General features: G+C 68.0%; 14 protein-coding genes and 1 pseudogene. 3 read left to right on the top strand and 12 right to left on the bottom strand.

The window, feature by feature from the left end; genetic code table 11:
* Position 1: 1 nt before the first annotated feature.
* Genes AB4Z32_RS21250 through AB4Z32_RS21240 form a run of 3 tightly spaced genes read right to left on the bottom strand, consistent with a single transcriptional unit; the run spans position 2 to position 4425 of the window.
* Entirely contained in the window at positions 2-2413 is a 2412-nt protein-coding gene (locus tag AB4Z32_RS21250) for an ABC transporter permease (protein WP_442123862.1), read from the bottom strand.
* A 10-nt stretch (positions 2414-2423) separates the two neighbouring features.
* Positions 2424-3104, bottom strand: coding sequence for an ABC transporter ATP-binding protein (locus AB4Z32_RS21245; RefSeq protein ID WP_442123861.1), 681 nt, complete (start codon positions 3102-3104; stop codon positions 2424-2426).
* Between the two features lie 37 nt (positions 3105-3141).
* A complete protein-coding gene (locus tag AB4Z32_RS21240) occupies positions 3142-4425 on the bottom strand; it encodes an efflux RND transporter periplasmic adaptor subunit (protein WP_442123860.1) in 1284 nt (427 codons plus the stop codon).
* A gap of 306 nt (positions 4426-4731) precedes the next feature.
* Between AB4Z32_RS21240 and AB4Z32_RS21235 the strand changes: the two genes are divergently transcribed.
* The 3 genes from AB4Z32_RS21235 to AB4Z32_RS21225 all read left to right on the top strand — a co-directional run bounded on the left by AB4Z32_RS21235 (position 4732) and on the right by AB4Z32_RS21225 (position 8773).
* The gene (locus tag AB4Z32_RS21235; protein ID WP_442123859.1) at positions 4732-6102 is read left to right on the top strand and encodes a sigma-54-dependent transcriptional regulator; all 1371 of its coding nucleotides are present in this window, start codon (positions 4732-4734) and stop codon (positions 6100-6102) included.
* Positions 6092-7327, top strand: coding sequence for a sensor histidine kinase (locus AB4Z32_RS21230; protein WP_442123858.1), 1236 nt, complete (start codon positions 6092-6094; stop codon positions 7325-7327). Before AB4Z32_RS21235 ends, AB4Z32_RS21230 begins: the two co-directional genes overlap by 11 nt.
* 141 nt (positions 7328-7468) lie before the next feature.
* Entirely contained in the window at positions 7469-8773 is a 1305-nt protein-coding gene (locus AB4Z32_RS21225; protein ID WP_442123857.1) for an MFS family transporter, read from the top strand.
* 16 nt (positions 8774-8789) lie between these two features.
* Here AB4Z32_RS21225 and AB4Z32_RS21220 read toward each other — a convergent pair whose 3' ends face one another.
* The 9 genes and pseudogenes from AB4Z32_RS21220 to AB4Z32_RS21180 all read right to left on the bottom strand — a co-directional run bounded on the left by AB4Z32_RS21220 (position 8790) and on the right by AB4Z32_RS21180 (position 18703).
* Positions 8790-9251, bottom strand: coding sequence for a GNAT family N-acetyltransferase (locus AB4Z32_RS21220; RefSeq protein ID WP_442123856.1), 462 nt, complete (start codon positions 9249-9251; stop codon positions 8790-8792).
* Between the two features lie 31 nt (positions 9252-9282).
* Positions 9283-10245, bottom strand: a pseudogene (locus tag AB4Z32_RS21215) (histone deacetylase family protein); the annotation flags it as partial.
* A 48-nt stretch (positions 10246-10293) separates the two neighbouring features.
* Positions 10294-11889 (bottom strand): glutamate--cysteine ligase, encoded by a 1596-nt coding sequence (gene gshA / locus AB4Z32_RS21210; RefSeq protein WP_442123855.1) that lies wholly within the window; start codon positions 11887-11889, stop codon positions 10294-10296.
* A gap of 99 nt (positions 11890-11988) precedes the next feature.
* Complete coding sequence (locus tag AB4Z32_RS21205; protein ID WP_442123854.1) at positions 11989-13932, bottom strand: DUF885 domain-containing protein; 1944 nt, start codon at positions 13930-13932, stop codon at positions 11989-11991.
* Positions 13933-14006: 74 nt separating this feature from the next.
* Positions 14007-14858, bottom strand: coding sequence for a peptide chain release factor N(5)-glutamine methyltransferase (prmC, locus tag AB4Z32_RS21200; RefSeq protein WP_442123853.1), 852 nt, complete (start codon positions 14856-14858; stop codon positions 14007-14009).
* A gap of 13 nt (positions 14859-14871) precedes the next feature.
* The gene (locus AB4Z32_RS21195; RefSeq protein ID WP_442123852.1) at positions 14872-15342 is read right to left on the bottom strand and encodes a disulfide bond formation protein B; all 471 of its coding nucleotides are present in this window, start codon (positions 15340-15342) and stop codon (positions 14872-14874) included.
* A gap of 145 nt (positions 15343-15487) precedes the next feature.
* On the bottom strand, positions 15488-16564 hold the full coding sequence (prfA, locus tag AB4Z32_RS21190; protein WP_442123851.1) for a peptide chain release factor 1: 1077 nt from the start codon (positions 16562-16564) through the stop codon (positions 15488-15490).
* Positions 16565-16660: 96 nt separating this feature from the next.
* A complete protein-coding gene (gene hemA, locus AB4Z32_RS21185) occupies positions 16661-17947 on the bottom strand; it encodes a glutamyl-tRNA reductase (protein ID WP_442123850.1) in 1287 nt (428 codons plus the stop codon).
* Positions 17948-18013: 66 nt separating this feature from the next.
* On the bottom strand, positions 18014-18703 hold the full coding sequence (locus tag AB4Z32_RS21180) for a response regulator transcription factor (RefSeq protein WP_442123849.1): 690 nt from the start codon (positions 18701-18703) through the stop codon (positions 18014-18016).
* Between the last annotated feature and the right edge of the window lie 156 nt (positions 18704-18859).

The following is an 18859-nucleotide window of genomic DNA, read 5'->3' as shown; positions in this document are numbered from 1 at the left end:
CTTATCCTTCGCGCAGCGCCAGCGCCGGCCGGATCCGCACCGCCGCCAGCGTATGCCGCAGGGTCGAGCCGAGCGCCACCGCGCCGGCCACCAGCAGGGCGCCGACGATGGTCCAGGCGCCGATCGGCGCGCGCTCGGTGAAGGCGGCCAGGTAGTGCTGCATCGCCAGCCAGGCCGGCGGCAGGCCGAGCAGGGCGCCGGCGCCGATCAGCACCAGGAATTCGCGCATCACCAGGCCGCCCACCGCGGTATTGCCGGCGCCGTACAGCTTGCGCAGCACGATCTCGCGGGCGCGCCGCTGCACGCTGTAGGCCGCCAGCACGTAGATGCCGAAGGCGGCGATCGCGGTCGCGATCACGCTCGAAGCGGCCAGCAGCTTGGCCAGGCGCAGGTCGTCGGCATAGGTGCCGGCGTAGATGCTGTCCATGCGCTCCGCGTTCAGCACGTCGTTCGGGAACCAGCGCGGCCACATGTCCTCGATCGCGTGGCGTACCGTCTCCAGGTCGCGGTCGCTGCGGATGGTGAAGGTGCCGGTGCGCGGCGACACGTAATAGACGTAGGCCTGCATTGGTTCGTGCGCCGAGCGGTGGCGGATGTCGGGGGCCACGCCGATCACCTGTTTGGCGCGCTGGCCGTCGGGTTCCCGGATGATCTTGCCGATCGCATCCCGGGCGCTGGAAAAGCCCAGCTTGTGCGCAGCCTCTTCGTTGATCACCACCTTGTCGCGGTCGTTGACGGTGTCGCGCGCCGCGTCGTACAGGCGGCCGGCCACCGGCTTCAGTCCGTACACGCCGAAGAACTCGGGGCTGACGTTGAGCCAGTTGAGCTGGGTCGGGGCGCCGCCCTCGCGCTGCAGCGAGGTGCCATTCATGTTGACCGTGACCCGCGTGCCGCTTTCGGCCACGCCGCTCACGCCCGGCAGGCGCGCCAGCGCGTCGCGGAAGGCGTGCACGTTCGGGTTGCGCATGTCGTCGGGGGCTTCCACGATCAGCAGCGGCGCGGGATCGAAGCCCGGGTCGAGGCTGCTGGCGTAGCGGGTTTGCCAGGCGACCGCCAGGGTCATGCCGGTCAGGCCCATCGCGGTGGCGAACTGCAGCACGGTCAAGGTGCGGCGCAGCCACAGGCCGCCGGCGGTTTCGACGTTGCCGCGCCCGGACAGGGCCGAGGTCGGGCGTACCTTCAGCGCCGACCAGGTCGGGTAGGCGCCGGCCAGCACGCCCAGCAGCACGCCCAGCAGCAGCGACAGGCCCAGCGAGACGGGAGTGAACATGTGGTCCAGCTTGCGCTGCACCAGGTCGGCGAACACCGGCAGCAGCAGCCAGGCCATGAGCAGGCCGATGGCGGTGGCGATCAGGCATACCAGCACGGATTCGGCCAGGAACTGGCGGCTGACGGCGCCGGCGCTGGCGCCCAGCACCTTGCGCACCGCGATCTCGCGCTGGCGGCGCAGGGTGCGCACGGTGGCCAGATTGACGTAGTTGGTGGCGGCCAGCGCCAGGATCAGCAACGCCACCGCGGCCAGGCCGAAGATGGTCTTGCGGTCGCCGTGGATGTCGGAGCGCTCGCTGACGTCGGGGTCGAGGTAGGCGTCGGGCAGGGAACCCAGGCGGAACTCGATCAGGTCGTGGCCGTTCAGCGAGGCCACCTGTTCCGGCGTCATCTGCTTGAAGAAGTTCGAGGCCAGCATGGCGCGGCGCACCGCCTCCGTCACCGCCTGCGGGTCGGCGCCCGGCGCCAGCTTGACGTAGGTGGGACCGTGCGAGGACCCCCAGTTCTTCGTCACCAGCTGCCGGTATTCCTCGGTCCAGATCGTGGTACCGGTGCTGGCCAGGGCATCGTAGGGCAGGGTGCTTGCGGTCGGCTGGTCTTCCAGCACCGCCAGGATCAGGTAGGGGCGGCCGCCCACCTGCACGCTCTTGCCGAGCGCGTCGGGCGTGCCGAACAGCTTGATTGCGGTTTCGCGGCTCACGGCCAGCGCGTCCGGACGCGCCAGCGCGGAGGCAAGGTCGCCGGCCAGGATCCGCGGCTGGAAGATGGTGAGGAAGTCGGGGTCGACCGCGGCCATCGTGATGGTCTGTACGTGGTTGCCGATCCTGACGTTGATGTCGCGCTGCAGGAAGGCGCTGGCCTGCAGCGGCAGGCCGCTGGCAATGGCGGCGTCGCGTGCCGGCAGGCTGACGGCGTTGCTCCAGCCTTCCCCGACGGCGCTGATGTTCCAGCGCGACATCAAACGGTAGACGTTGTCGCGCTGCGGCACGTGGCGGTCGTAGGACAGCGAGTGATTCACATAGCCGAGCAGCAGGAAGCAGGCGCAGAAGCCCACCGCCAGGCCCAGGATCACGACCGCCGAGAAGGCCGGTTCCTTGACCAGCAGGCGCCAGCCGATGCGGAAGTCCCGCAGGTTGATCTTCATGTTCCGCTCCTTACGCCGCCTGCAGGGCGTCGACCACCACGCGGCCGTCCAGCAGGTGCAGGGTGCGCGAGGCCTGGGCCGCATGCGCCGGCGAGTGGGTCACCATCACCACCGTCGTGCCTTCGGCGTTAATCTGGCGCAGCAGGCGCATGACTTCGTCGCCGTGCGCGGTGTCGAGGTTACCGGTCGGTTCGTCGGCCAGCAGCATGGCGGGGCCGGCCACCAGCGCGCGCGCGATCGCCACGCGCTGCTGCTGGCCGCCCGACAGCTGCGAGGGACGGTGGCCGGCGCGGTGCGCCACGCCCAGGCGCTGCAGCATCTCCTGTACGCGGCGCTTGCGTTCGGCCGCCGGGGTGCCGGTGTATTCGAGCGCCAGCTCGACGTTCTCGTACACCGACAGTTCCTCGATCAGGTTGAAGCTCTGGAAGATGAAGCCGACCTTCCCGCGCCGCAGCGCATTCAGGCGCGCCTCGCTCCAGCCGGCCACGTTCTGGCCTTCGAACCAGTATTCGCCGGAGGACGGCACGTCCAGCAGGCCGAGCACGCTGAGCAGGGTCGACTTGCCGCAGCCGGACGGTCCGGTGATGGCCACGTATTCGCCGGCCGCGATGTCGAGGTCGATGCGGTCGAGGGCGGTGGTCTGGACTTCGCCCGCGTGGTGGATCTTGCTGACGCCTGAGAGTTTGAGCATCTTGGATTCCCTGTTCTGTTCAGTGTTGGGTTGGAGTTTACTTCGTCAATTGCAGCCGCTCGGCCTTGCCGAACGGCGTATAGCTGGAAATGATGACCTGCTCGCCCGGGGCCAGGCCGGACAGCACCTCGACCTGGGCATTGTTGCGGCGTCCCAGTTTCACGCTGCGCTTCGCGACGCTTTCGCCGTCGCGGCCCACCACGAACACCCAGCTGCCGCCGGTGTCGTTCGCGAACGCGCCGTTCGGCAGCAGCATGGCCTTGGCCGGCTCGCCCAGGGTCAGCTGGGTGTCCATGCTCTGGCCCGGGCTGATCACCTCGGGCTGGCCGTCGGTAAACACCATCTCGGCGGTGAAGCGGCCTTCCTTGATTTGCGGGTAGACGGTGGCGACGCGCAAACCATAGGTCTTGCCGTCCTGGGTCACGCTGCCGATCCGGCCGACCGTCAGGCGGCTGAGATAGAACTCGTCGACCTGGGCGCTCAGCTTGAAGTGCCGCGGGTCGTCGATGCGGCCGATGTGCTGGTCCGTGCGCACGGTCTGGCCGACCAGCATGCGGAAGTCGGTCAGCACGCCGTCGCTTGGTGCGCGCACGGCGAGCGCGTCGACGGTGGCGCTGACCAGCTGCAGGCCGGACTGCAGGCCGTGCAGGGCGGTGTCCATCTGGCTCAGCGCGCGGCCGCGCACCTGTTCCTCGGTGGCGACGGCGCGCTTCTCTTCGTCCAGCGCGCGCTTCTGCTGCGCCAGCTTGTCGGCCGACTCTTCCAGCGCCACCGCGGAAATGAAGCCCTGGGCCGCCAGCCGCCTGTTGCGCGCATGCTGCTTGTCGGCCTGGCTCAGCGCGTATTCGAGGTCGGACAGGCGGCGCTGGTGGTCGGTGCGCACCGCTTCCTGGGCCACCCGCAGGTTGGCCGCGTTGAAGATCTGCTGCGAGTACTCGGTCTGGCGCGCCAGCAGCTCCAGGTTGCGCTGCGGGTTCGACAGGCGGAACAGCAAATCTCCCTTCCTGACGGCCTGGCCGTCCTTGGCGAACACCTCTTCCACGCGGCCGCTTTCCACCGAGTCGAGGATGATCGAATTCAGCGGCTCGGCGGTGGCGCGCACCACGATGTCGTCGCGGAACACGCCCTGTTCGACCCGGGCCAGGCGCACGTCGCGCGTGGCCACCTGCAGCCCGTGCGGGACGAACTGCCAGCCGGCCCAGGCCAGCGCCGCCGTCACGGCGACGGCGATGCCGATGCGCGCCAGCAGGCGGCCGCGCCGTTTGGGGACGACGGTGTCCATGGCGGCGCCGGTGACGGCGGGAGGAGGAATGTGATCCATGACGATGCGCTTCTGTGAACGATGATGTGATCCCTTTTGCAAGCGCCGTGCCAGGCCTGTTTCGGCCTGTTTTCGGCCGTTTGTCCGCTTGTCCGGTGCCTGGCTGTCCGGATTCGGACAGCTATGCATGTGCGCTTGCGGACAGGTGGCCGCGGCTGGTCGCCTGTCGAGTGTGGCGCTGCTAGAATGGCAACTACCTCGTCGTCCCCGCGAAGGCGGGGATCCAAGTTCTGTCAGCGTTCCGTTAGCGCATGCAAACTTGGATCCCCGCCTGCGCGGGGACGACGGATCATCCTTTACAGATCAATGGCCGATACCGCCCACATCCTGATCCTCGACGACGACATCGACGTCGCCTGTGCCGCCCAGATGCTGCTGCGCCGCCGGCATGGCCGGGTGACGACGCTCGACGATCCCGCCCGCCTCAACGCCCTGCTCGAAGCCGGCGTGCCGGCGCAGTTGCCCGATGTGGTGCTGCTCGACCTGAACTTCACCCCCGGCCGCATCGACGGCGCCGAGGGCCTGGCGGTGCTCGACCGCCTGCGCGGGCTGGCGCATCCGCCCGCCGTGATCGCCATGACCGCCTATGCCGACGTGCCGCTGGCGGTCGAGGCGCTGAAACGCGGGGCCGGCGACTTCATCACCAAGCCCTGGGACAATGCGCGCCTGGCCGCCGCCGTCGACAGTGCGCTGGCGCGCCGCGCCGCGGCCGCCGGCGGTGGCGCTACCAGTGGCCTGATGGGCGATTCGGGCGCGATGCGCGACGTGAAGGCGATGATCGCCAGCGTGGCTCCCACCGAAGCCAATGTGATGGTGCTGGGCGAGAACGGCTCCGGCAAGGAACTGGTGGCGCGCGCGATCCATGCGGCATCCGGCCGCGCCGACGCCACTTTCCTGGCCGTCGACATGGGCGCGCTGCCGGAATCGACCTTCGAGAGCGAACTGTTCGGCCACCGCAAGGGCGCCTTCACCGATGCCCGCAGCGACCGCGCCGGACGCTTCCAGGCGGCGCGCGGCGGCACCCTGTTCCTCGACGAGATCGGCAACATGCCGCTGGCAAGCCAGGCCAAGCTGCTGACGGCGCTGGAGCGGCGCGAAGTCACGCCGATCGGCGCCGACCGTCCGGAGGCGATCGACGTGCGCATCGTCAGCGCGACGAACCTGGATGAACGCCGCCTGTTCGATCCGGGCAGCTTCCGTCCCGACCTGTTGTTCCGCCTGAACACCATCGTGATCCGGGTGCCGCCGCTGCGCGAACGGCGCGGCGACGTGCCCGGCCTGCTGCACCACTACCTGTCGCTGTACGAGAACCAGTACCGGCGCCCGGTGCGCGAGCTGGCGCCCACCGCCCTGGAGCGCCTGTGCGAATGGCACTGGCCGGGCAATGTGCGCGCCCTGCGCCATGCCTGCGAGCGCGCCGTGATCCTGGCGGCCGGGGACGAGTACCGCTACGAGGATTTCGGCCTGGCGATGCCGGCGCCGGCGGAGCCCCCGCGAGTCGCCACCGCCGCCGCGGCGGGCGATGACGACGAAGGCGCATTCCGCCTCGGCGCGCTGGAACGCGAGACCATCGCCGCCGCCCTCGACAAGGCCAAGGGCAATATCAGCCTGGCGGCGCGCATGCTGGGCCTGAGCCGCGCCGCGCTGTACCGCAAGCTGGGCAAGCATGGCATCTGAAGGCCGGCTGAAGGCCGGCGCATTGCTGTCCGCCGCCGGCATCGCCCTGCTGGCCTTCGGCGCCGGCGCCATCCACGAGTCGCCACGGCTGGCGGTGCTGTGCGCGCTGGCCGCGCTGCCGCTGCTGCTGCAGCTGTGGCGCTGCATGGAAGGCCTGGCCGCCCTGCGGCGCACTTCGCCGCAGCCCGCGCCCGGCCTGCCGATCGAGCAGCAGGCCCTGGTCGACAACGCGCTGGTGCTGGAAGCCCGCCTCGAACACACGCCGGTGGCGCTGTTCCGCATCGACGGCGCCGGCGGCGAAGGCCAGGTGGCGCCGCTGAACGGCAATGCGCGCAAGCTGGTGGCGCCGGGCCGCGCCAGCGATCCGGCCGACCTGTATCGCCAGCTGGCGGCGCAGCCGGGCGAGCGCCGCGCGCTGATCGACTTCGACAGCGAACGCGGTACCGAGCGTGCGCTGCTGGCGGTGTCCTCGATCACGTTGCAGGGCAGGGCCCAGCGCCTGGCGGCCCTGATGCCGGTCGAGAGCGAACTCGAAGCCGAAGCCCTGCACGCCTGGCGCCAGCTGGTGCACGTGCTGACCCACGAGATCATGAATTCGCTTACCCCGGTGGCCTCGCTGTCGCACACGGCCTATGGCCTGCTGGGCGAATTCCGCGGCGCGCTGCCGGAAGACGTGGGCCTGGACCTGAGCACCGCGCTGGACGCGATCCGGCGCCGCGCCGACAGCCTGGTCGACTTCGTGGCCAGTTACCGCAGCCTGTCCAACGTGCCGGCCGCGCGGCCCGAGCGGGTGCGGCTGGATGCGCTGTTCGAACGCGTCGCCGCGCTGGTGGGCCCGGGCTGGCGCGCGCGCGGCGGCGAGGTCCGCCTCTCGGTCGAACCAGCGTCGCTGGAACTGATGGCCGACCCCGGCCAGCTCGAGCAGGCCCTGATCAACCTGCTGAAGAATGCCTTCGAGGCCACCGGCGGCCAGGGCGAGCCCGGCAATGCCTGGGTCACGGCGCGCCTGGTGCGCGGCGCGCGCCTGCGCATCGAAGTCAGCGACGACGGTCCCGGCGTGCCGGACGGCCTGGCCGCGCACATCTTCACGCCCTTCTTTACGACCAAGAAACAGGGCGGCGGGATCGGCCTGGCGATGGTGCGCCACCTGGTGCACGAGAACGGCGGCACGGTGCGCCACGCCCGTTCGGTGGGGCGCGGGGCGCGCTTCGTGATCACCTTCTGATCGGGCCGCCTGTCTCCTGCGCGCCACGATTTGCGGATAGCTATTATGCTAAGTTTGCCTGGCCGCGCTGGCCTTGGCGGACCCGTCCGGGAAGTCGTCCAGCTGCTGCCGAGGTTTCGATGGACCATCCCGGAGGAAGCAATGACAACAATGGACACATCAGAAGCGCATGCAATCCACGACCTGACCTCACGCCAGCGGGTCTTCGCCATCGTCGGCGCCTCGTCGGGTAACCTGGTCGAGTGGTTCGACTTCTACATCTATTCCTTCTGCGCGCTGTATTTTTCGTCGGCGTTTTTTCCGAAAGATAATCCCACCACCCAGTTGCTGAACACCGCCGGCATCTTCGCCGCCGGCTTCCTCATGCGTCCGGTGGGCGGCTGGCTGTTCGGCCGCGTCGCCGACCGCTACGGCCGCCGTAACTCGATGATGATCTCGGTGCTGATGATGTGCGGCGGCTCGCTCATGATCGCGATGCTGCCGACCTACAAGACGATCGGCACGGCGGCGCCGGCGCTGCTGCTGGTGGCGCGCCTGTTCCAGGGCCTGTCGGTGGGCGGCGAATACGGCACCAGCGCCACCTACATGAGCGAGGTGGCCGAGCCGGGCCGGAAGGGCTTCTTCGCCTCCTTCCAGTACGTGACCCTGATCGGCGGCCAGCTGGCGGCCCTGCTGGTGCTGGGCATCCTGCAACTGTTCCTGTCGCACGACGAACTGGTTGCATGGGGCTGGCGGATTCCCTTCGTGGTCGGCGCCGCCGCGGCCCTGGTCTCGCTCTACCTGCGCCGCTCGCTGCACGAGACCACCACCGAATCGGAGCGCAAGAGCGAGCAGGCCGGCAGTGTCGGCTCGCTGCTGCGCCACCACGGGCGCGCCTTCGTCACCGTGCTGGGCTTCACGGCGGGCGGTTCGCTGATCTTCTACGCTTTCACCACCTACATGCAGAAGTACCTGGTCAACACGGTCGGCATGACTACCCTCACGGCCAGCCGCGTGATGACGGTCTGCCTGCTGGTCTACATGCTGATGCAGCCGGCCTTCGGCGCGCTGTCGGACCGCATCGGCCGGAAAACCTCGATGATCGCCTTCGGCGGCCTGGCCACGATCTTCACCGCGCCCATCATGTTCGGACTACGCGGCGTCGGCAGCCCGCTGATGGCCGGGGTCCTGATCCTCTGCGCGCTGGCGATCGTCAGCCTGTACACCTCGATCTCGGGACTGGTCAAGGCCGAGATGTTCCCGATGGAGGTGCGCGCGCTCGGGGTCGGCCTGTCGTATGCGATCGCCAACGCCATCTTCGGCGGCTCGGCCGAATTCGTGGCCCTGTGGTTCAAGCAAGCCGGCCACGAGCCGTATTTCTACTGGTACGTCAGCATCATGTGCGCGATTGCCTGCCTGGTCGCCTTCCTGATGCCGGACCCGGCCAAGTCGGGCCACCTCAAGTAGTCGGCAGTAGTCGGCCTCAGGTTGCGGCCAGCAGCATGTCGACGTGGAGGATGCCGTCTTCGTCATACGGTTCGGAGATGGTGACGAAGCCGAAGCCGGCATAAAAGCGCTCCAGGTGGGCCTGGGCGCCGATGCGGATCGCGTGGCCCGGGTGCAGCTGCCGCGCCAGCGCGATGCCCTGCGCCACCAGCTCGCGACCGAGGCCGCCGCCGCGCGCAGCCGGGCTGGTGACCACGCGGCCGATCGACATCTCCTCATACTTTGCGCCCGGCGCCAGGCAGCGCAGGTGGGCCACCAGTTCCGGCTTGCCGCCGGCGTCGCGCCAGCCGAGCAGGTGATGGGCGCCTGGGTCGAGGCCGTCGATGTCCGGGTAGAGGCAGGTCTGCTCGAGCACGAACACTTCCTGGCGCAGCGCCAGCATTGCATACAGCTGCGCGACCGTCAGGCCGTCGAAGCCGCTCCATTGCCAAGTAATCATTTGTTTGTTTCTTTAAACGATTGTTGCGGATTCAGGCCGCGGTCTCGAAGCCTTCGAGGACGTTGACCACGTTGATGCCGAGCTCGGGCACGACGGAACCGCCTTCGAACACGAACACGGTGGGCAGGCCGAGATAGCCGATGCGCTCGCCGATGCGCAGAAAATCGGCACTGCCGAGGGCGAAGTGCGAGCGCGGATCACCTCCGAAGCCGTCGACGCCCAGCGACACCACCAGCGCCTGCGGCGCGAACATCGACATTTTCAGGCAGGCCGACTCCAGCGCCGCGAACCATTGGGCGGCGCCGGCGCCGCGCGGCAGCGGCAGGTTCATGTTGTAGCCCAGGCCTTCCGCCTCTCCCAGCTCGTCGGCGTGGCCGAGGTAGTAGGGATAGTCCTGGCGCGGATCGGCGTGGATCGAGGCGAACAGCACGTCCTTGCGGCGGTAGAAGATGCTCTGGGTGCCGTTGCCGTGGTGGTAGTCGAGGTCGAGGATGGCGACGCGCTGCAGGCCGTCGTCCAGCAGGTGCTGGGCCGCCAGCGCGGCATTGTTCAGGAAGCAGTAGCCACCGAAAAAATCGGCGCCCGCATGGTGGCCGGGCGGACGGGTCAGCGCAAAGCTGCCGTGCTCGCCGAGGCGCAGCGCGTGGGCCGCGTTGACGGCGCAATCGGCGCCGGTCTTGGCCGCGACCCAGGTGCCGGCGGTGAGCGGGGTGTTTGCATCCATCGAGTAGAGGCCGAGGCGGGCCGCGAAACTGTCCGGCTCGACGTCGTGGCGCAGGGTGCGGATCGGCCATACCGAGGGCAGGGCGTCGCGCTCGGCATTGCGCGGATCGAGGTGCAGCCACTCGCTCCAGGCGCTGCGCAGGAAGTGCAGGTAGCGCGGCGTGTGCACCCGCTCCAGCGACACCAGCGGCACCCCGTGCGGCGTGACGATCTGGCCCAGGCCACGCCGGCTCAGCTCGGCAACGACGAGATCGGCCCGCTCGGGCTTTTCCGATTCATGACGTGGGTTCCGGGCATTGCCCGGAACGACGGCATTGCGTCAGCTATTACAGCACAGTGTACTGCTGTTATAAGCAGCAACAAAATCATCGAAGCTGCCGGTATCGACCTGCTCGATCTGGCGCTGCTCGTCCAGCGAAGCCTGCGCCATCTCGTCGAACACGGCCACCTCGGCCGGCATCAGCGGCTCAAGGCGGAAGGCCTGGGCGTGCAGTTCGCTCTGCTGCAGGCCGAATCTGGCGAAGGAGCCGAGGTCGCGCACCGCTTCCAGCACCTTGTGCGAGGGCGTCAGCGCCGGGTTCAGCACCTTGGCCTTCTGGGCTTCGAGCGAATCGAGGTGGGCGCCCTTGTAATTGTGCTCGTTGTCCAGCAGTTCGGCCAGCGGGCGGATGCGCTCGATCAGCTCCAGCGCCCAGTCCTGCAGCGGGATTTCCTGGTCGTCGCGGGTCAGGGTCAGGCCCGGGCGGCGGCCTTCCTTCACGGTGCGGGCGAAGTTGCGCGCGTGGACCTGTCCTTCCATCGCATTGATCTTCGGGCTTTCCTCGAGCGCGCAGAACAGCAGGAAGGCGTCCAGGAAGCGGCCGGTTTCCAGCGCGATGCCGACCGGCTCGAAGGGATCGACGTCCAGGCAGCGTACTTCGATGTACTGCACGCCGCGGTTGCACAGCGCCTGTACCGGGCGCTCGCCGGTGCGGATCACGCGCTTCGGACGGATCGTCGAATAGTATTCGTTCTCGATCTGCAGGATATTGGTCGACAACTGCACCCATTCGCCATCCTTCTTGGTGCCGATCTCGGCGTAGGGCGGGTAGGGGCGGTTGACCGCGTCCATCAGCGAAGTGACGTAGCTTTCCAGGCTGTTCTCGTGCGGGCGCAGGCCGGACTGGGCGTCGTTCTGGTAGCCCAGGTCGCTCATGCGCAGGCTGGTCGCGTACGGCAGGTACAGGGTGTCGTCGGACAGCGTTTCGAGCTGGTGCGGACGGCCGCGCAGGAAGCCCTTGGCCAGCGCCGGCGAGGCGCCGAACAGGTACATCAGCAGCCAGCTGTAGCGGCGGAAGTTGCGGATCGTCGCAATATAGCTCTCGGACTGGAAGTCGCGCAGTGCATGGCGGCGCTCTTCCATGATGCCCTCACTCTGGGCGATCAGGGTCCACAGCTGTTCCGGCAGCGAGTAGTTGTAGTGGATGCCGGCGATGCATTGCATGGCCTTACCGTAGCGCAGCGCCAGGCCGCGGCGGTAGACGTGCTTGAGCATGCCGATGTTCGAGGTGCCGTACCAGGCGATCTCGATCTCTTCCTCGGGCGGCAGGTCGCAGGGCATCGACTGACTCCACAGCATCTCGTCGCCCAGCTTGCTGTAGGCGTAGCGGTGGATGGCGTCCAGGCGGTTGATCGCCAGGCCGATGTCGTGCTCGGCCGGGGTGATGAATTCGAGCAGGGTTTCGGCGTAATCGGTGGTGATCTGCGGATTCGTCAGGGCCGAGCCGAGTTGCACCGGATGAGGCGTGCGTGCCAGATGGCCCCGGCTGTCGACGCGCAGGGTTTCGCGCTCGATGCCGCGCAGGCCCTGCAACAGCAGGCCGCGGTGGGCATCGTCGTCCAGCAGGGCCAGGCGGCGTGTTAGTTGATTCGACACGGTGTTTCCTTTCTTATACTGCAGATGAGGTGCAGAGATTAACCGAAAAATGCCAAGCGCGCCGGGCACCCCCCAATTCCGCAGTATGTGGTGTTTTTATTACTGAAATGTGTCGCTGGGCTTGGCCGGAGCGGCGGCTGGCGGGGGGGCCGGAGGCGCTGCCGGGGGTGTCGCCGCGGGTGCGGCCGAGGGTGCTCCCGGCGCGGCCGGCGCCGGCGCGGCTTGCTGCGGCGCCGCGCGCTGGGCGGCGATCCAGCGCCTGAGCTGGCGCTCCAGCACGCCCAGCGGCAGGGCGCCGTTTTCCAGCACCGCGTCGTGGAAGGCACGCAGGTCGAAGCGCTCGCCGAGCGCGGTCTGGGCCTCCAGCCGCAGCGAGGCGATGCGCAGCTGGCCGAGCTTGTAGCCCAGCGCTTCGCCCGGATGGGCGATGTAGCGGTCGACCTCGACTTCGTTGTCCGAGGGCGGATTGGCGGTGTTGGCGTTCAGGTAGTCGAGCGCCTGCTGGCGGCTCCAGCCCATCGCGTGGATGCCGGTATCGGCCACCAGGCGGGCGGCGCGCAGCAGCTCGTCGGCCAGGTAGCCGAAGCGCGAGAAAGGATCGCGCAGCAGGCCCAGTTCCGGTCCCAGGCTTTCCGCGTACTGGGCCCAGCCTTCGCCATAGCCCCCATACCAGCCGTAGCGCCTGAAGGCCGGCAGCTCGCTGTTGTTCTGGGCGCGCGCCACCTGCAGGTGGTGGCCGGGTACGGCTTCGTGCAGGGTGAGGGTCTCGATCTCCCACATCGGCCGCGTGTTCAGGCGCGAGGTGTTCACCACCAGCGCCGCCATCCGGTCCGGGCTGCCGGCTTCGTAATAGGCCGCGCCCTGGGTCTCGGCGCCCAGCGCCTGCACCGGCTTGACCGCCAGTTCGTCGGACGGGATCGCATTGAACAGCTGCGGCATGCGGCTGTAGGCGCGCGCGATGGTGCGCCGGTAGCGGTTCAGCAGCGCATCGGTGTCGCTGAAGAACAGGCGCGGATCGTTGTGCGCGAAAGCGATGAACTGGTTCAGGTTGCCGCGAAAGCCGGTGCGCGGCACCAGCGCCGCGATCTCGGTGCGGATGCGCGCCACTTCCTTCACGCCCAGCGCGTGGATCTCGGCCGGGGTCAGGTCGGTGGTGGTGGCGCTCTTGACCAGGAAGACGTACCAGGCCGGGCCGCCGGGCAGGCTGGAGGCGGAAATCGTCGCCCGCGCGGCCGGCAGGTAGACGTTGCGCACGAAGTCCTCGAGCTGCTGCAGGCTGGGCGCCAGGGCGGCGACGGCGGCCTGGCCGTCGAGCGCCAGTTTTTCGCGCGCTTCCTGGGGGATGGTGGCCGGCAGGCGGCGGAAGGGTTCGGACAGGGCGCCGTCGCCCAGGTGTTCGCGCAGCGCGCGCAGCTGGGCCGGCAGGCCGGCCATCACGACTTTCGGCGCGGTCCAGCCGGTGCGCATCCCTTCGCGCATCTGTTCGATGATGCCTTCGATGTGGCGCGGCACGGCGTTCAGGCGCGCGATATAGTTGCGGTAGTCGTCTTCGCTCACGAACGGCATCTGCGCGGCCAGTTGCGGCAGGCGGATGTGGATGCCGTCGCGCGTCGTGATCGGCTGCGGGTCGAAGGTGACGAAGCCGGCCCGGGCCAGCCGCCTTTCCTGGTCGGCGGCGAACAGGTCGAGCGACAGCAGGTCCTGGCCGTTCAGCTGGCCGCGGTCGAGCTGGCGCGCCAGCTCCAGCATGCGCAGCTCGTGCGCCAGCACCTTGGCGTTGCCGGCCAGCGAGGTATCGCTCAGCTGGGCGTCATAGCGGTGGTCGCCGACCGAGGTGGCGAATTCCGGCTGGTTCTTCAGCCGCCATTGCCAGTCGCGCTCGAACAGGGCGCGGGCCTGTTCCTTGGGCGTCTGCTCCTTGGGATTGTCGGCCGCCAGCGCGCGCGGCGGCGCCAGCAGGACCGTGGCGGCCAGCAGGGTTGCAGCGAACAGGGGAAAGGTCAGCCGGGCCGCGAACAGCCGGGGCGCGGGCAGTCGAGGCATCGCAAGCTCCGGGAAGTGGGCCGGCCATTGTAACAAACGGGGCCGGCGGGCCGCGCCGGGCTGGGTTCGGGGGCTCAGCCGGGCCGCCGGCCGCCGGTGACGCGCTCGATGCCGGCCAGGTCGCGCCAGCTCTGCACCTCGCGGTAGCCGCCGGCGTCCAGCAGGGCGCGCACGCTCGCCGCCTGGTCGTAGCCGTGTTCCATCAGCAGCCAGCCGCCCGCAACCAGGTGGGCCGGGCTGCCCTGGATGATGGTGCGCAGGGCCGACAGGCCGTCCGCGTGGTCGGTCAGGGCGCCGGCGGGTTCGAAGCGCAGGTCGCCCTGGGACAGGTGTTCGTCGCCGGCCGCGATATACGGCGGATTCGAGGCGATCAGCTCGAAGCTTTCGCCGGCATCGAGGGCGCCGAACCAGTCGCTGTGCAGGAAGCGCACGCCGGTCCGCTTATTTACCGCATTATTTGCCGCATTCTTGGCCGCATTGCGGCGCGCCACGGCCAGCGCCGCTTCGCTGACGTCCAGCGCGGTCACCGCGGCATCCGGACGGGCGTGGGCGACGGAGACGGCGATCGCGCCGCTGCCGGTGCCCATGTCGAGCAGGCGTCCCCGCTGCGGCAGGCGCTCGATGGCGAGTTCCACGATCAGTTCCGTGTCCGGCCGCGGGATCAGCACCGCCTCGCTGACCTCGAAGTCGAGGCCGAAGAATTCGCGCTTGCCGACGATGTAGGCGATCGGCTCGCCGGCCAGGCGGCGCCGCAGCAACTCCTGCAGGCGCGCGGCCTCGTCTTCGCCGAGGGGCTGGTCGCCGCGGGTGATCAGCTGCACGCGGCTCAAGCCGGTCGCGTGGCACAGCAGGATGCGGTTTTCCAGCGGATCGAGCGGCAGCGCGGCCTGCAGGGCGCCGATGGGGGTGCCGGGCTGGATAATCATGCTGCGATGAGCATCAGCGTGCGCGGCGCACCAGCACCCAGATCAGCGCCAGGGTCAGGATCGCGAACCAGACGGCCGACCACTGCGGCACGTTCAGGCCCAGCACCGTGTCCTGGGCCGCTTCGCACAGGCCGTCGGCGCGGAACAGCCAGGGCAGCAGGGTGGCGGTCGGAATCTTGTTCAGCACCGTCTCCATCGGGTCGATCCCGCAGGAGAAGCCGGGGTGCGCCAGCACGTACAGGTGCTTGCCCACCACGCCCAGGCCGCCCAGCGCGCACAGCAGGGCCAACGTACCCAGGGCCTTGATCTTGTTGGCGAAGGCGCCGATCAGGCTGAAGACCGCGATGCCCAGGAACAGGTAGCGCTGGATCACGCACAGCGGGCAGGGCAGCATGTCCTTCGCGTGCTGAAGATAAAGGGCGGCGCCGACCAGCGCGATACTGACGGCGGCGATCAGGAGCAGGGCGTTGCGGGACGTGGGCATAGGGTCTTCCTGTGATGACGAATCTTGCGATTTTCGCATGAACCGACTTAATCGGGCCTGAACCAAAATTCGGGGTCAAAATTCGGGGTCAGAGCACTTTTTTGAGAAATTGCCCAAAAAAGTGCTCTGACCCCGAATTAAGGCATCAATCGCCGAGGGCGGCCAGCAGTTCGGCCTGGTGTTCGGCTTGCAGGGCGCCGACGAGTTCCGTCAGGTCGCCGTCCATGATCATGTCCAGCTTGTACAGGGTCAGGTTGATGCGGTGGTCGGTCAGGCGGCCTTGCGGGAAGTTGTAGGTGCGGATGCGTTCGCTGCGGTCGCCCGAGCCGATCAGGCTTTTACGGGTTGCCGCTTCCTTGCTCTGCTGCTCGCGCAGCTGCACGTCCTTGATGCGCGCCGCCAGCACCTTCATCGCCTGTGCCTTGTTCTTGTGCTGGCTGCGGTCGTCCTGGCACTCGACCACGATCCCGGTCGGCAGGTGGGTGAGGCGCACCGCGGAGTCGGTCTTGTTGATGTGCTGGCCGCCGGCGCCCGAGGCGCGGTAGGTGTCGATGCGCAGGTCGGCCGGGTTGATCTGCACGTCCTCGACCTCGTCCGCCTCCGGCATCACGGCGACGGTGCAGGCCGAGGTGTGGATGCGGCCCTGGGTCTCGGTGGCCGGCACGCGCTGCACGCGGTGGCCGCCGGACTCGAATTTCAGCTTCGAATACACGCCGTTGCCGATGATGCGCACGATGACTTCACGGTAGCCGCCCAGGTCCGACGGCGATTCCGACACCACCTCGACCTGCCAGCGCTTGCGTTCGGCGTAGCGGGTGTACATGCGCAGCAGGTCGCCGGCGAACAGCGCCGACTCGTCGCCGCCGGTGCCGGCGCGGATCTCGAGGAAGATGTTGCGCTCGTCGTTCTCGTCCTTCGGCAGCAGCATCTTCTGCAGTTCCAGGTCCAGCTCGGCCAGGCGATTCCTGGCGGCCTCGATCTCGTCCTGGGCGAACTCTTTCATGTCCGGATCCGCCAGCATCTCCTGGGCCGCGACGATGTCGCCCTGGGCCGTCTGGTACTGGTGGTAGACGGCTACTAGCGGGCCGAGTTCGGCGTGCTCGCGGCTCATCTTGCGGAAGCTGTCCATGTTCGCGGTGGCGGCCTCAAGCGCCAGCAGTTCGTCCAGTTCGACAAGGCGGTTGGCCAGTTGGTCCAGCTTGAACAGCATGGATGGTTTCATAACGTTTTAACCAGATAGGGATGAGGGAGATGCCGGAGGGCGGCAGCATACACGAACACGGCCGGAAAAAAGCCGTGCCCGGAGGGAAGCGGGCCGCTAACGGCGGCCGCGGAACAGCTGGGGCAGCAGGGCGGCCAGGCGCGCGCGTTCGTCGCCCTGGGCACGGTGCAGGGCCTGTTGCGGGCCGTGCAGGAATTTGGCGGTGAGGCCCTTCGACAGCGCGTCCAGCACGGCGTCGATGTCCTCGCCCTTGGCCAGCAGCTTGCGGGCGCGTTCGAGTTCGGCCAGGCGCAGGCTTTCGCTGGATTCGTGCAGGTCGCGGATCACCGGCACCACGGCGCGGTCGCCGATCCAGTGCATGAAGGATTGCACGCGGGTCTCGATGATGGCTTCGGCCTGGGCCACCGCCGCCTGGCGGTGTTCGACGCCAGTGCGCACCACGTCGGCGAGGTCGTCGACGGTGTACAGGAACACGTCGTCGAGCTTGCCGACTTCGGGCTCGATGTCGCGCGGGACCGCCAGGTCGACCATGAACATCGGACGGTGGCGGCGCGCCTTGATCGCGCGTTCCACCAGGCCCTTGCCGATCAGCGGCAGGGTCGAGGCCGTCGAGGAGATCACGATGTCGAATTGCGGCAGCAGTTCGGGCAGGTCGGCCAGGCGGATCGCGCGGCCGGAAAAGCGGGATGCCAGGCTTTCGCCGCGCTCCAGGGTGCGGTTGGCGATCGTGATCGATTTCGGGTTGTGGGCCGCGAAGTGGGTGGCGCACAGCTCGATCATCTCGCCGGCGCCGATGAACAGCACGTTCTGGCTGCTGACCGAATCGAAAATGCGTTCCGACAGGCGCACCGCGGCGGCGGCCATCGACACGCTGTGGGCGCCGATCTCGGTGGTGCTGCGCACTTCCTTGGCCACCGCGAAGCTGCGCTGGAACAGCTGGTGCAGATAGGTGCCCAGGCCGCCGACTTCGTCGGCGACGCGCACCGCGTCCTTCATCTGGCCCAGGATCTGGGCCTCGCCCAGCACCATCGAATCCAGGCCGGAAGCGACGCGGAAGGCGTGGCGCACGGCGTCATGCTGGGGCAGCATGTACAGGTGCGGGCGCAGTTCGGAAAAATTCAGGCGGTGGTAGTCGGCCAGGAAATGGGCGGAGGCGTCGAGCGGCTCCGGCGCAGCGCTGGCGGCATACATCTCGGTGCGGTTGCAGGTCGAGAGCAGGGCCGCTTCGTGTTCGCCGTGGCTGCTCGGTTGCGGATCCAGACGGGCAAACCAGTTGCGCGCCGCCGACACCGCATCGCCCAGATGCTCGGGCGCCAACGCCAGTTGCTCGCGCAGCGAGACCGGTGCGGTGGTGTGATTCAGGCCGACGGCGAGCAGTTGCATGGGTGGTCAAAAAATGGGCAGCGCGCTCATTATACCCCGATGGCGTCAGGGTTTCACGGCAGTGCTTCAGGCGCCCAATTTCTCCAGCCGATAGCCGTAGCTGTACACCGGCACCAGGCGGAAACCGTTCTCCGGACGCAGGCGCAGCTTGTTGCGTACACGCGAAACGTGGGTGTCCATGGTGCGCGAAGGCACGGCGGTTTCGCGCACCCAGATCGACTCGTGGATGTAGGCGCGCGACAGCGGACGGCCGAGGTTGCGGAAGAACAGCAGCGCCAGGTTGAATTCCTTGTGCGTGACGTCGATCTGTTCGCCGCCCATGGTCAGGCGGCCCGGACGGGTTTCGAAGGTATAGGGGCCGAACTGCAGCTGTTCGGCGCCGTTCTGCGACGGATACGCACGGCGCAGCAGGGCCTGCACCCGCGCCACCAGCTCGCCGCGGCGCAGCGGCTTGACCAGGTAGTCGTCGGCGCCGGCGGTGACGCCGGACACGATGTCGTCTTCGGAAGCGCTGCCGGCCAGGAACATGGTCGGGGTGTTCGGCGCCATTTTTTCCTTGGCGCGGCGCAGCAGTTCCGCGCCCGGTACGTCGTTCACCTGCCAGTCGAGGATCAGCAGGTCGGTGCTGTCCTTGCGCAGCTGCCCCAGCAACTCCTTGCCGCTATCGAAGGGCTGGCATTGATGTCCAGCACCTGTGAGGACCTGGCAGATCAGTTCCGCCTGGGAAGTATCGTTATCCAGTACTGCAATTCTCATGATGAAGCGGTCTCGGCGGGGGTGGGACTATGTGCAATATTACTGTAGGAACACTCCTACAACTTATTTCCGAATATAACAGACTTTTTAAAACTAAATCTACACATGCTTCAGATAAATTTACATTTTCGTTGGGGAATAACGTCACGGCCGTAA

This window comes from Massilia sp. 2TAF26, assembly GCF_052115005.1.
Taxonomy (GTDB): Bacteria; Pseudomonadota; Gammaproteobacteria; order Burkholderiales; family Burkholderiaceae_D; genus Telluria.
Note: the sequence above shows the minus strand (reverse complement) of the source record. Positions and strands in the feature narration are given on the sequence as shown.